The following is a 13,536-nucleotide window of genomic DNA, read 5'->3' on the forward strand; positions in this document are numbered from 1 at the left end:
TCAGGCCTTTCGCAGTTGGCGCACGATGGCGTCGGCCGCCTTCAGGCCCAGCGCTGCCATGCTGATGGTGCTGTTGCCGCACGCGGTGCTGGCCATGGCGCCGCCGCCGGGCAGGAACAGGTTGTCGTGGTCGTAGGCGCGGCAATCGGCGTCGACCACCGCGGTGGTCGGGTCGTTGCCCATGATGGTGCCGCCCATGATGTGCTTGCTCTGCGCGAACTTGGGGCTGATCTTGACGTCGATGGCGCCCATCGCCTCGGCGATGCGATGGCCGATCGGCAGCGAATAGACCTCGGCCGACTTGCGGGTATAGTCGCCCACGTCGTAGTGCACCGCCGGTCGCGGCAGGCCCAGCCAGTCCTTCTTGTCGGACAGCGTCAGGCGGTTGTTGGCGTCAGGCAGCACTTCGTGCGCCAGCACGATATCGGCGGTGCAGCCGGCCATGCGGCGGATTTCCTCGTCCAGCGCCTTGCCGACCAAGCCCTTCTTCAGCGCGCCGAAGGTAACGAAACGATTGCGCGCAAAGTTGTTGAAGCGGAAGTAGGCGCCGGCGTGTTCCGAGCGGAAGTCGCCCTGCGAGGTTTCCATGATGCCGCTGTTGACCACCGGCCCGACGCCGGACCAGTAAGGCTCGGACAGCGTCAGCGTCATGGTCAGCTGCGGGTGGTCCATCATGTTGCGGCCGACCTGGTCGGAGCTGTTGGCCAGGCCGTTGGGGTTGCGCTCGTTCTTCGACATCAGCAGCAGCTTGGGCGTCTCGATGCCGTTGCAGGCCAGCACGAAGAGCTTGCCGCCGACGCGGTGGCTCTGCTTGTTGGCGTCGAAGTAATTGACCGCCTCGACCTGGTTCTTCGCGTTGGTCTCGACCTTGTACACCACGGCATCGGTCAGGATGGTCGCGCCCTTGGCTTCCAGGCGGCCCAGCGCGGTGGCGGCGTCGTACTTGGCGCCGACCGGGCACACCGGCACGCAGTTGTTGTTGGCGCAGCAGGCCGGCCGATCATCGTAGGGGATGCCGCTGTTGCGCGCCTGCGCGGTGGGGATGTTGCGATAGCCCAGTTCCCGCACCACCTCGGTGAAGCGCTGCTCGCCGGGGCTGAACGGCAAGGCCTCCATCGGGTACGGCTGCGAGCGCAGCGGCGGCCATTGCAGTTCCGGGTCGGACGGGCCGCAGATGCCCAGCTTGTGCTCCACGCGGGTGTAGTACGGTTCCAGCACGTCGTAGCCGAACGCCCAGTCGCGCCCCACGCCGTAGCGCGATTGCAGGCGCATGTCGTCCGGCGTCAGGCGCCAGCAGGTGCCGGCCCAATGCCAGGTTGATCCGCCGGCGTAGCGGATGAAGGTCTGCGCGTATTTGTCGGGGCCGGACAGATCCAGGTAGTGGTCGTCCGGATTCTCGCTGGAAGGCATCGGGTGCGGCGCCCACGGACGCGGCGGATAGCAGGACGAGGGATCGCCCTTCAAGGCCAGCGGCAGGTTGCGGAAACTCTCGACGATCTCGGAGCGCGCCACGCGCGGGCCGGCTTCGAGCATCAGCACCGAAATGCCTGCATCCAGAAGCTGCTCCGCGATCAGGACGCCGACGACGCCGGTGCCGACGATGACGACGTCGGCGTTGCTAGTGCTGTTCATGCGAATGACTCTTGTACGTGAAATGCGTTCAGAAGCGGGGCATTGCTGCCAACGGAACGATGTCCTGGCGCCAGCGGTTGGGACCGCTGATGCCGTAGGAAGGAATGGCGACCACGTCGATGGTGGTCTGGTAGGTCAGCGCCTCTTCATAGGTGAACACCTTGGCGTCGCGCTTGGGCGATGAGCAGCCGGTGTACCAGGCGAAAATGATCCAGTGCGCCAGCGTCTGCAGCGGGCCTTCGGGAATGTCGGCGAAGAAGTCTTCGACGATCCTGGCCTGTTTGCGCTCGGCGATGGCGATGATCTCGCCCATCATCCTGGGCAGCTCCGCATGCTCGGCCGCCGCGACTTTGAGCATGCGGGCGCCGACGGCGGGATTGAGACGGTGGTTCACCAGGAGATTGGACAGGCGCATGAACTGCGCCTGCAGGCTGGCGTCCTCCTGCGGCACGGCCCAGGAGGGCAGGCTGGAGACCGCGACATAGCTGCCCAGGAGCGTGATCCCGGTCAGCATCAGACTGCGCCGCGACATCATGACTTTCTTGCTGATTTCATTCATTGGCGTGTGGCTTCCTGCTGCATTCTTTACATCTGCGTCACCCGATCCGGACGGGCGATTCGGGGCGAATGCTAACAGGGATTGGCGCCGCGTGCCTGAGCAGGCGCGCCGCAGCGTTGCAAATGCGCCGCGATGTTTCCGTTCACTCAAGCAATGCCTGCACCACCGCCCACCGGCCGTAGCGACAGCCCTGCCCGGCAGAGGAAAATCCATCTCTGTTTTCACGATTGAAGCGCAAATGGCGTGGCGATAATCAGGCTGCGAAAGTCTTTCCGGCAGAAAAGCAGGTGGGATGTTGCGCGAATGATTGCACGGCAAACGTTGGCAATCATTCTCATTCTCAACACATGGGGCAAAAGGGAAAAAAATGAATTGGTTCCGGAATCTGAAGATCGCGAAGAAACTGCTGCTGGCGTTTCTGACCGTGCTGGCGCTGACCGCCATCCTGGGGATATTTTCGATTTCGCGACTGGCCAAGCTCAACAGCGCCTCCTCGGAAATCACGGGCGACTGGATGCCAGCGCAAAAGACGCTGGGCGACATCAAGCTGCTCTACGTGCGGCTGCGCGGCACCGAGTCCCAGCTGGCGATCTATGAGGGCGACCTGGACGCCATGAACGGCCTGATCGGTCGCAGCCAGGCGATCCTGACCGGCCTGGACAAGACCATGAAGGAATATGAAGCCTCGATCGATACCGACCAGGAGCGCGAGATCTATCCGCTGGTGCGCAAGCAGATGGCCGAATTCCTGGTCGAGCACGGCAAGATCGTCGCCGCCTTCCTGGCCAAGAACAACGCCGAGGGTCGCGATCTGTTTCTCGGCCAGTCCAACAAGCTGTATCCGCAAATCCTGGGCAATCTCGACAAGCTGATCAAGGTCAACCAGGATGGCGGCGAAGCCGCCACCAAAGGCGCCGACGACACCTTCGCGCAGGGGCGCCTGTGGGTCATCGGCATGCTGGTCGCGGCGCTGGCCATCGGCACCGGCCTGGCGCTGTACGTGGCGCGCATCATCTCCGAGCCGCTCAAGGACGCGGTGAGCCTGGCGCAGCGCGTCGCCCAGGGCGACCTGACTGCCGATATCCGCGCGCAGAGCCGCGACGAGACCGGCCAGCTGATGTCGGCCCTGAAGACCATGAACGAGGGCTTGCTCAACGTGGTCGGCAACGTGCGCGCCGGCACCGACCGCATCACCACCGCCTCGACCGAAATCGCCAGCGGCAACCTCGACCTCTCCAGCCGCACCGAGCAGCAGGCCGGCTCGCTGGAAGAGACCGCCTCGGCGCTGGAAGAACTGACCTCCACCGTCAAGCAGAACTCGGACAACGCCCGCCAGGCCAACCAGCTGGCGCGCACCGCCTCCACCATCGCGGTGCAGGGCGGCGACGTGGTGGGCCAGGTGGTGACCACCATGGCCTCGATCAACGATGCGTCGAACCGCATCGTGGAGATCATCAGCGTGATCGACGGCATTGCCTTCCAGACCAACATCCTGGCGCTGAACGCAGCGGTGGAAGCGGCGCGCGCCGGCGAGCAGGGCCGCGGCTTCGCCGTGGTGGCCTCCGAAGTACGCTCGCTGGCGCAGCGTTCGGCCTCGGCCGCCAAGGAGATCAAGGTGCTGATCGACGATTCCGTCACCAAGGTCGGCGCCGGCACCACGCTCGTGCAGCAGGCCGGCTCGACCATGTCGGAGGTGGTCGACAGCGTCAAGCGCGTGACCGACATCGTGGCCGAGATCTCGGCCGCCAGCAACGAGCAGAGTACCGGCATCGAAGAGATCAACCGCGCGGTGGCGCAGATGGATCAGGTCACCCAGCAGAACGCGGCGCTGGTGGAAGAAGCCGCCGCCGCGGCGCAGTCGATGCAGGAGCAGGCCGGCGAGTTGTCCTCGCTGGTCAGCGTGTTCAAGCTGCGGGCCGGCGCCTGACGGTGCTCACGTCCCCATGAAAAAAGCCCGCGCAAGCGGGCTTTTTTTCGATCGATCCGGCTCAGGCTGCCTTCTTCGCGCCGGCCGCCTTGCTGACGAAGGCGCACGCGGCCTCGGTCACCTGCGCCGTGGTGGCCTTGCCTCCCAGGTCGCCGGTGTGCAGCGACGGATCGGCGGTGACCGCCTCGACCGCCTGCATCACCTGCGCGGCGGCTTGGTGTTCGCCCAGGTGTTCCAGCATCATCACCACCGACCAGAACGTGCCGACCGGATTGGCCAGGCCGCGCCCCATGATGTCGAAGGCCGAACCGTGGATAGGCTCGAACATCGACGGATAGCGGCGCTCGGGGTCGATGTTGCCGGTGGGCGCGATGCCCAGGCTGCCCGCCAGCGCGGCGGCCAGATCCGACAGGATGTCGGCGTGCAGATTGGTGGCGACGATGGTGTCCAGCGTGGCGGGACGGTTGACCATGCGCGCGGTGGCGGCGTCGACCAGCTCCTTGTCCCATTTCACGTCCGGAAATTCCTTCGCGACCTGCAGCGCGATCTCATCCCACATCACCATTGCGTGGCGCTGGGCGTTGCTCTTGGTGACCACGGTCAGCAGCTTGCGCGGGCGCGACTGCGCCAGCTTGAAGGCGAAGCGCATGATGCGCTCGACGCCGGCGCGGGTCATGATCGAAACATCCGTGGCGGCCTCGATCGGATGCCCCTGGTGCACGCGGCCGCCGACGCCGGCGTATTCGCCCTCCGAGTTTTCGCGCACGATGACCCAGTTCAGGTCCTCCGGCTTGCAGCGCTTCAAGGGCGCGTCGATGCCGGGCAGGATGCGCGTCGGGCGCACGTTGGCGTACTGGTCGAAGCCCTGGCAAATCTTCAGGCGCAGGCCCCACAGCGTGATGTGGTCGGGGATGTGCGGATCGCCGGCCGAGCCGAACAGGATCGCATCCTTGTTGCGCAGCGCGTCCAGTCCGTCGGCCGGCATCATGGCGCCGGTCTTGCGATAGTAGTCGCCGCCCCAGTCGAAGTCCTCGAACTCGAATCTGAATGCGCTGCTGGTGGCGGCCAGCGCTTCCAGCAACTGGCGTCCTGCGGGCACGACTTCCTTGCCGATGCCGTCGCCGGGGATGGTGGCAATGCGATACGTCTTCATGTCTGCGACCTTTCGAAATGGGTGGGGTGTGGCCGCACTGTACGCAGATATCCCGCTAAAAACCGGTGCTAAACTCAAAGCATCTTTAACTTCAATTTAAAGATCAATCATGCAAGACATCGTGCTTCCTTCGGATTTGCGCTTCTTCTCGGTGCTGGCCATGGCCGGCAGCCTGTCGGCGGCAGCGCGCGAGCTGGGCCTGACGACCGCAGCGGTGAGCAAGCACCTGGCGCAGATGGAGAGCCGGGCCGGCGTGCCGCTGGTGAACCGCACCACGCGGCGCATGACGCTCACGCCCGAGGGCGAGCTCTATCTGGAACATGCGCGCCGCATCCTGGACGAAATCGATGAACTGTCGGAGTTGCTGGGCAGCGCCAGGCGGCGCCCGGAAGGCCTGCTGCGCGTGAATGCCACGCTCGGGTTCGGTCGCAGCCATGTGGCGCCGGTGATCTCGCGCTTCGTCGCGCTGCATCCGCAGGTCTCGGTGCAGCTGCAGTTGTCGGTGATGCCGCCGCCGCTGACCGACGACAGCTTCGACGTCTGCATCCGCTTCGGCGAGCCGCCCGACACCCGGGTGGTGGCGCGCCGCCTGGCGGCCAATGCGCGCCTGCTATGCGCCACACCGGCCTATCTCAAGCGGCGCGGCGTGCCCGTCACCCCGCACGACCTGAGCAAACACAACTGCCTGGGCATACGCCAGGGCGACGAGGCTTACGGGGTGTGGCGGCTGAGTGCCGGCAGCGGCCCGGCGGCCAAGACGGCAACGGTAAAGATACGCGGCAACCTCACCACCAACGACGGCGAGATTGCGGTGAAGTGGGCGCTGGAAGGACACGGCATCCTGATGCGCGCCGAGTGGGACGTCCGCCCCTACCTGCACGACGGCCGGCTGGTGCAGGTGCTGCCCGGCTGGCGCACGCCCAACGCCGACATCTACGCGGTCTATTCGCAGCGGCACCAGATGTCGAACCGGATCCGCGCCTTCGTCGACTTCATCGCCGCCGAGCTGGCTGATGTATCGGCGTCAGGCGGCCGCCGCAGGCGCTAACGCCGGCTGCGTTCCCACGCCCGGCGCAGTCGCGCCACCGCCTGCGCCAGCTCGTCCGGCGCCATCGAGGCGAAGCCGAAGCGTATGCCGTTGATGGCCTCCCCCCGCGGCGAGAACTGGCTGCCGCTGCGCACGAACAGGCCCTCCTCCAGCGCATGCCGCGCCATGGCATCCACATCCACCTGATCGTCGAAGGTCACCCACAAGGCCAGCCCGCCCTCCGGCGCGCGCGTGGCGATGCGCCCGCCGAAGCTGCGCTGCAGGCAGTCCAGCAAGACCTCTTGGCGCGCCCGGTAATGCTTGCTGCTGCGTCGCACATGCCGGCGCAATTCGCCGTCGGCGATCAGGCCGGCCAGCATCTTCTGCATCACCGCGTCGCCATGGCTGATGAGCAGCTGGTGATGCCGCTCCAGCGCCGCCACCAGGTTCTCCGGCGCCACGATGAAGCCGCAGCGAAAGCTCGACCCCAGCAACTTGGACAGCGCGCTGATGTAGATCACGCTGCGTTGGCGCGGGTCGCTGGCCAGCGGGGGATAGGGACGACCGGCGAAATGGTATTCGTGGTCGTAGTCTTCCTCGATGATGGAAAAGCCGTACTGCGCGGCCAGCGCCAGCAGCTTCTCGCGCCGGTCAGCGCGCAGGCTGACGGTGCTGGGGAACTGGTGGTGCGGCGTCAGGTAGATGAAACGAATCGCCTCGCGCCGGCAGATGTCTTCCACCTGCTGCACCACGCAGCCGTCGACGTCGATATCGACCGTCTCCACCCGTGCGCCCAGCGACTGGAAGATGGCCCAGGCCGGTGGATAACTCAAGCGCTCCACCAGCACCACATCACCCGGGCGGATCAGCGCCGCGGCCGCCAGGTGCAAGGCCATCTGAGTGCCCGGCGTGAGGCAGATGTTGGCGGGCGTGGTCGCCAGCGCGCGCGTGGCGCCCAGCATGCCGGCCAGCGCCGCGCGCAGCTGGTGCGCGCCGTCCAGGTTGCCGTAGCGCACGCCGCCCGAGCGCAGACTGTCGCGCAGTGCGCTGCGGTAGTGGCGGTGCAGAACCGCCTGCGGCAGCAGCCGATGGTCCGGCGAGCCGTTGTCGACATACATCATGCCGCCCTGCCTCGGCTCTTTCCTGCCGGCCTGCGCGCGGCCGCGCGGCGGCAGCGCGTTCAGGTACGGCGGCAGCACCACCTCCTGGAACGCCGGCGCGAAGACGCGCGCCTGCGCACGCCCCTGTCCGTCGCGCCCCTCCTCCAGCGCCACCGGATCGAACGCCGCATTGACGAAGGTGCCGCGGCGCTGCTCGGTAACCAGCCAGCCCTTGATGGCCGCCTCCTCGTAGGCCACGATCACCGTCTTGCGATTCACGCCCAGCATGGCCGCCATCTCGCGCGTGCCCGGCAAAGGCGCGCCGGGCGGCAACCGCCCATCCCGGATGGCGCGCGCGAGGCCGGCCAGGATGTCGCGATAGGACGCGCCGCCCGATGCGCCATCCAGTTCCAGCAGGAGGCGCCAGTTTCTCATCTGGACCATATGAACTTTCACAATCTGGAGGTTTATAGGGTCCTATTCTAGCGCCACAATTCCGGTCATTCGTATTGCTTTCATGAGGAGACCAGGGTGCAGCAAGCTCACATCATCACATTGGGAAACAGCGGCAAGCGCTTCGAAGCCGGCGACGGCCTGCTGCTGGATGAGGCGCTGGCGCAAGGCGTCAACGTGCCCTTTTCCTGCCGCCGCGGCGAATGCGGCTGCTGCAAGGTGCGCGTGCTGGCCGGCGAGCACCGGGCCGATGATTACCAGGCGCTGGGCACGCCCTACCGGCTGCAGAGCGATGAACTGCTGCTGTGCCAGAGCCGCGCCTGCGGCGACATGCGCATCGACATTCCCGGCTGGTCCTTCGATGCGCCGGCCTTGCGCTTCGAAGCCCGGGTGGTGGATAAATCATCGCCGACCGACGACGTGACGCGCCTGGTGCTACAGCCGGAGAGCGCGCAGGCGCCCGAGATCCGCCCCGGGCAATACATGAAGTTCTACCTGGACGACGGCAGCAGCCGTTGCTTCTCGGTGGCCAACCTGCCCGCCGCCGATGACGGCCGGCTGGAATTCCACATCCGTCGCGTGGCCGGCGGACGCTTCTCGCAGACCATGCTGGACCAGCTGCAGCCCGGCCAGCGCCTGAGTCTGGAAGGCGGCTTCGGCGCCTGCACCTGGCAGCCGGGCGCGCATGAGGAACTGCTGCTGTTCGCCAGCGGCACCGGTTATGCCGGCATCAAGCCCATCCTGCTGGCGGCGCTGGCGCAGGAGGATGCGCCGCCGAACCGCAAGGTGACGCTGTACTGGGGCGGCCGCCGGGACGAAGATTGCTACGACCGCGCCTTCCTCGATGCGCTGGCTGCCGCACATCACCACTTCCGCTGGTTCGGCATTAACGCCGCCGACGGCCGCGTGCAAGATGCGGCCGCCGCGCGCGACCATGCCTGGTCATCTGCGCGCGTCTATGCCTGCGGCAACCCGGCCATGGTCGAGGCGGTGAAGGAGCGTTGCGCGCAGTGGGGCGTGGCCGCGCATGAGATGGTGGCCGAAGCTTTTGTGCCGTCCGGCGCCAGTGCGCCGCCGCTGGCCACAGGCAGCTTCGACCCGGTGCTAGAGCGGGTGGGCCCGCGCTATTCGCTGGACGGCATGCTGGCCGCGCGCGAACAGTCGATCCGCGCGGTGGCCCAGATCGCCGGCAAGCTGCGCATCGGCATGCGCACTTCAGAGGCGGTGGAAATGGCCGATCAGCACCTGCGTGACATGGGCGCTTCGCACACCTGGCATCCCACCTACATCCGCTTCGGCGACGACACCGTACGCACGCCGCGCCAGGGCGTGCAGCGCGAACGCGTCTTGCAGGAGAGCGACATCGTGGTGGTCGACATCGGCCCGGTGTGGGACGGCTATGAAGGCGACTTCGGCGACACCTTCGTGTTCGGCGACGAGCGCCTGCATCGCGCCTGCGCGCAAGCCGCGCGCGACGTATTCAGCGCCGCCAAGCAAGCGTGGAAGACCGGCCTCACCGGCCGCGCGCTGTATGACTTTGCCGAGGCCCAAGCGCTGCGCGGCGGCTGGATGCTGGAACGCAATCTCGCCGGCCATCGCGTCTCGGACTTCCCGCATGCGCTGTTCGGCCCGGCCAAGCTGGCCGAGATGGACATCGTCCCCAGCGAGGCGATCTGGGTGCTGGAAATCCAGCTGCGCCATCCCAGCTATGCGGTCGGCGCGTTCTATGAAGACATCCTGATCGGCTTGCCCGGCGAGGCTCTTGCTTAGTGAATCAGCAACCGGGAACCGGCATTGCGCGAGCAAGCCCTCGTCGCCAATCCGGCCGCCCTGTCCGGTGCCAGCTGAGACGCCTCAGGAGCCCGGCTGCGCGATCCACTTGGTGACGGTGGGCGCGGTCCAGGATTCGATGGCGTCGAGCAGCGGCCCCGGCGTGTCGGCGGCGACGATCATGTCGCGGTGCTCCGGCTTCATGAAACCCTGCTCGGTGGCCAGCGCCAGCATGGCGCGCATGGGCTCGTAAAAGCCGCGCACGTTGAGCACGCCGCACGCCTTGCTGTGATCGCCCAGTTGCGTCAGCGTGGCGACTTCAAACAACTCCTCGAAAGTACCGAGGCCGCCGGGCAGCGCGATGAAGGCGTCCGCCAGTTCGGCCATGCGCGCCTTGCGCACACGCATGTCGGCCACGATCTCATGCGAGCTCAGGCCCGCGGCCAGGTGACCGCGCTCATGCAGACGGCGGGTGATCACCCCGGTCACTTCCGCCCCGGCGGCCAGCGCCGCCTCTGCCGTCACGCCCATCAGGCCCTTGTTGGTGCCGCCGTAGACCAGCCGGATGCCGCGCCGTCCCAGCTCGGCGCCGAGCGCACGGGCGGCGTCGCCGTACTCGGGCGAGTTGCCGAAGTTGGAGCCGCAGAACACGGCGATGCTGCGAATGCGGGAAGATGGGGCGAGTATCATGATGTCTCCAGGGCGATAGGCGCGCTCTGCGGCGCTGGAACGCAGGCAAATCTGCTGACGCGACTATAAAGAAAAAACCGCCGAAGACAAAAGGAAAAACGCCCGCAGTCGCGGGCGTCTTCTTTGGCGCGGCCATCCATGCGACGACAATGCTAGCCGACGAGATTGACCGGCTGGCCGGCGACATAGGCCTCGATGTTGTCCACCAGCTGATCGGCCAGACCCTGGGTGGCTTCGTCGCTGGCCCAGGCCACGTGCGGCGTGAGCAGGAAGTTGGGACGCTCCAGCAGCGCCATGAACGGATGGTCCGGCGGCGGCGGCTCCACGCTGACCACGTCGAAGCCGGCGCCGCTGATATGGCCGGCCTCCAGCGCCGGCCCCAGCGCCGCCTCGTCGACCAGGCCGCCGCGGGCGGTGTTGATCAGCAGCGGCTTGCGCGCCATCTTCGCGAACTCGGCAGCGCCGATCATGCCCCTGGTGTCAGGCGTCAGCGGGCAATGCAGGCTGATGATGTCGGCGCGCGCCAGCACCTCGTCGAAGGCGGTATAAAGCGGCCCCATGTCGCTGCGCCCCTTGTGCGCGGCGAACAGCACCTGCATCCCCAGCGCGCGGCCCATGGCGGCGGTAGCCTGGCCCAGCACGCCGTCGCCGATCACCCCCAGCGTCGCGCCGGCCAGATCCTTGATCGGGTAATCGAAGAAGCAGAACTGCCCGGACGCCTGCCAGCGGCCGCGGCGCACCGCGTCCTGGTAGGCGGCGATGCTGCGACGCAGGGCGAAGATGAGCGCGAAGGTGTGTTCCGGCACGGTGTGGATGGCGTAGTTGCGGATGTTGCTGACCACGATGCCGCGTGCGCGACAGGCTGCGATGTCGACGTTGTCGGTGCCGGTGGCGGCAACCGCCACCATCTTCAGGCGCGGGGCGTCGGCAATCGCTTCAGCGCTCAGTTTGGACTTGTTCAGCACGACGATGTCGGCGTCGGCGATGCGTGCAGCCACCTCCCCGGGCGCGGTGTAGTCGAACACCTGCAGGCGATGTGCAAAGCAGGGTTGGCGCAGCGTGGTCTGCGGCGGCAAGGTGGCGCGGTCGAGGAAGACGATGTTCATTGCGTTGCTCATGGCATTCAGGCTCCGGTAGCGCCAAGCAGGCGCGTGGCTTCGAGGACGACGGCCTCGGCGGTGATGTTGAAGTGGCGATACAGCACGTCGGCCGGGCCGGGCGCGCCGAAGCCCTTCATGCCGACGAAGCCGCCGCGGCTGCCCAGGTATTGGTCCCAGCCGAAGCGCACGGCCGCCTCCACACCCACGCGCACGGCGCCGGCGCCGAGCACGCCGGCCCGGTAGGTCGCGTCCTGCTGGTCGAACAACTCCCAGCACGGCAGCGAGACCACGGCGGTGGCGATACCCTGCGCTTCGAGCTGCGCGCGGGCCTCGACGGCGATGGCCACCTCCGAGCCGGTGGCCAGCAGCGTCACCTGGCGCACGCCGCCGTTGGTGTCGGCCCCGGCCTCAGCCAATACGTAGCCGCCGCGCGCGCTCAGGTTGTCGGCGCTGAATGTCTTGCGCACCGGCGCCAGCGTCTGGCGCGCAAACACCATGCTGACCGGACCGGTCTTGCGCTGCATCGCGGCTTCCCAGCACTCCACCGCCTCGGTGGCGTCGGCCGGGCGCATCACCCACATGTTGGGCATGGCGCGCAGCGAAGCCAGGATCTCCACCGGCTGGTGGGTCGGGCCGTTCTTGCCGATGCCGATCGAGTCATGGCTGAACACGTACTTCACCGGCAGCCCCATCAACGCCGCCATGCGCATGGCCGGGCGCTCGTAGTCGGAGAAGGCGAGATAGGTCACCGAGTACGGGATGATGCCGCCGTGCGCGGCCATGCCGTTGGCCATCGCGCCCATCAGGTGCTCGCGCACGCCGCAGTGCACGTAGGCGCCGCCGCGGTTGTCGGCGGTGAAGGCCTCCAGCGGGCCCTTGTGTGCGGTCGGCGCTTCGAGATCGGCGCAGCCGACCATGCGCTCGGGGATCACCTCCGAAAGCAGCTTGTTGATCGCGGCCGAGATCAGGATGCCGCCCTGCGCGTTCTCGGGCTTGATCGCATCCTTCTTGAAGGTCTGCAGCGCGTCCTGCCAGTTGGCCGGCAGGTCGCCGCGCATGATGCGTTCCAGTTCGGCGCGATCGGCCGACGGCAGGGCCGCGACCCGCGCCTGCCACTCCTGATATTGCGCATCGCTGCGACGGCCGAAGGCGCGCCATTGCGACAACACCTCCGACGGCACCTCGAACTGGCCGTGCGGCCACTTCAGCAGCTCGCGCGCGGCCTTTGCATCGTCGTCATAGAGGCGCGCGCTGTGGCCGCCGCGCTGGCCCTGCACGCGCGGAATGCCGCGGCCGATCACGGTGCGGCAAGCGATCATCGAAGGCCGGTCGACACTGCGCACCGCATCCAGCGCGCGCGATACCGCATCGATATCGTGGCCATCGACCTCGACCACGTTCCAGCCCGCCACGCGGAAGCGCTCGGCGACGTCTTCGCTGATCGAGAGCTCGGTCTTGCCGTCATCGGTGATCTGATTGTCGTCCCACAGCAGGGTCAGCTTGGACAGGCGCAGGTGGCCCGCCAGCGAGATCATCTCCTGGCCGATGCCTTCCTGCAGGCAACCGTCGCCGACGAAGGCGTAGGTGCGGTGGTTGACGATGCCGTCGCCGAAGCGCGCGTTCAGGTAGGCCTCCGCCACCGCCATGCCGAAGGCGTTGGCGATGCCCTGGCCGAGCGGGCCGGTGGTGACTTCAATGCCCAGTCTGGGATCGTATTCCGGATGACCGGCGCAGTGCGAGCCGAACTCGCGGAAGCTTTTGATCTGGTCCAGCGAGATGTGCTCGTAACCGGTCAGGTAGAGCAGCGAATACAGCAGCATCGAGCCGTGCCCGTTGGAGAGCACCACGCGGTCGCGATCCCACCAGGTCGGCTGCGCGGGGTTGAATCTGAGGTGCTTGGCGTAAAGCGCGGTGGCGATCTCGGCCATGCCCAGGGGCACGCCCTGGTGACCTTCGGTCGCGCGCACGATGGCGTCGATCGAGAGGAAGCGGATGGCGTGCGCCAGCGGCTGCAGTGTGTGTTCGCTCATGGCAATGACGCGGCCGGGCACAACGCCCCGGACGCTTGTCTCCGTTTTTTATAAAAGGGACTTCATTGTTTTCGACGGCCTGCTGCGCAGGCAAG

Annotated in this window: 10 protein-coding genes; 3 read left to right on the top strand and 7 right to left on the bottom strand. The window is 66.9% G+C overall.

Features of this window, described 5'->3' with window-relative positions; genetic code table 11:
• Both J8I26_RS07810 and J8I26_RS07815 read right to left on the bottom strand, forming a co-directional pair.
• Window positions 1–1,632 carry a GMC family oxidoreductase gene (locus J8I26_RS07810; RefSeq protein ID WP_209605874.1) on the bottom strand — a complete coding sequence of 544 codons (1,632 nt, stop codon included), beginning with the start codon at window positions 1,630–1,632 and terminating at the stop codon, window positions 1–3.
• Between the two features lie 28 nt (window positions 1,633–1,660).
• A complete protein-coding gene (locus J8I26_RS07815) occupies window positions 1,661–2,191 on the bottom strand; it encodes a sorbitol dehydrogenase family protein (RefSeq protein ID WP_209605876.1) in 531 nt (176 codons plus the stop codon).
• Window positions 2,192–2,558: 367 nt separating this feature from the next.
• Between J8I26_RS07815 and J8I26_RS07820 the strand changes: the two genes are divergently transcribed.
• On the top strand, window positions 2,559–4,118 hold the full coding sequence (locus J8I26_RS07820; RefSeq protein ID WP_209605878.1) for a methyl-accepting chemotaxis protein: 1,560 nt from the start codon (window positions 2,559–2,561) through the stop codon (window positions 4,116–4,118).
• A 61-nt stretch (window positions 4,119–4,179) separates the two neighbouring features.
• Here J8I26_RS07820 and J8I26_RS07825 read toward each other — a convergent pair whose 3' ends face one another.
• Window positions 4,180–5,271 carry a tartrate dehydrogenase gene (locus tag J8I26_RS07825; RefSeq protein WP_209605880.1) on the bottom strand — a complete coding sequence of 364 codons (1,092 nt, stop codon included), beginning with the start codon at window positions 5,269–5,271 and terminating at the stop codon, window positions 4,180–4,182.
• A 109-nt stretch (window positions 5,272–5,380) separates the two neighbouring features.
• Between J8I26_RS07825 and J8I26_RS07830 the strand changes: the two genes are divergently transcribed.
• On the top strand, window positions 5,381–6,319 hold the full coding sequence (locus J8I26_RS07830) for a LysR family transcriptional regulator (RefSeq protein WP_209605882.1): 939 nt from the start codon (window positions 5,381–5,383) through the stop codon (window positions 6,317–6,319).
• On the opposite strand, the gene J8I26_RS07835 is transcribed toward J8I26_RS07830, so the two are convergent.
• Complete coding sequence (locus J8I26_RS07835) at window positions 6,316–7,842, bottom strand: PLP-dependent aminotransferase family protein (protein WP_245200213.1); 1,527 nt, start codon at window positions 7,840–7,842, stop codon at window positions 6,316–6,318. The two genes, J8I26_RS07830 and J8I26_RS07835, sit on opposite strands and share 4 nt — an antisense overlap.
• Before the next feature lie 87 nt (window positions 7,843–7,929).
• Here J8I26_RS07835 and J8I26_RS07840 point away from each other — a divergent pair, with 87 nt between their 5' ends.
• Complete coding sequence (locus J8I26_RS07840) at window positions 7,930–9,621, top strand: NAD(P)H dependent flavin oxidoreductase family protein (RefSeq protein ID WP_348635297.1); 1,692 nt, start codon at window positions 7,930–7,932, stop codon at window positions 9,619–9,621.
• 84 nt (window positions 9,622–9,705) lie between these two features.
• Here J8I26_RS07840 and J8I26_RS07845 read toward each other — a convergent pair whose 3' ends face one another.
• The 3 genes from J8I26_RS07845 to tkt form a co-directional block, all read right to left on the bottom strand.
• Entirely contained in the window at window positions 9,706–10,311 is a 606-nt protein-coding gene (locus J8I26_RS07845; protein WP_245200214.1) for a TIGR00730 family Rossman fold protein, read from the bottom strand.
• 152 nt (window positions 10,312–10,463) lie between these two features.
• Window positions 10,464–11,417: a D-2-hydroxyacid dehydrogenase gene (locus tag J8I26_RS07850; protein ID WP_209606410.1), complete on the bottom strand. Its 954-nt coding sequence runs from the start codon at window positions 11,415–11,417 to the stop codon at window positions 10,464–10,466.
• Window positions 11,418–11,434: 17 nt separating this feature from the next.
• The gene (tkt, locus tag J8I26_RS07855; RefSeq protein WP_209605884.1) at window positions 11,435–13,441 is read right to left on the bottom strand and encodes a transketolase; all 2,007 of its coding nucleotides are present in this window, start codon (window positions 13,439–13,441) and stop codon (window positions 11,435–11,437) included.
• Window positions 13,442–13,536: the final 95 nt, after the last annotated feature.

Source organism: Herbaspirillum sp. LeCh32-8, from assembly GCF_017814915.1.
Taxonomy (GTDB): domain Bacteria; phylum Pseudomonadota; class Gammaproteobacteria; order Burkholderiales; family Burkholderiaceae_D; genus Herbaspirillum.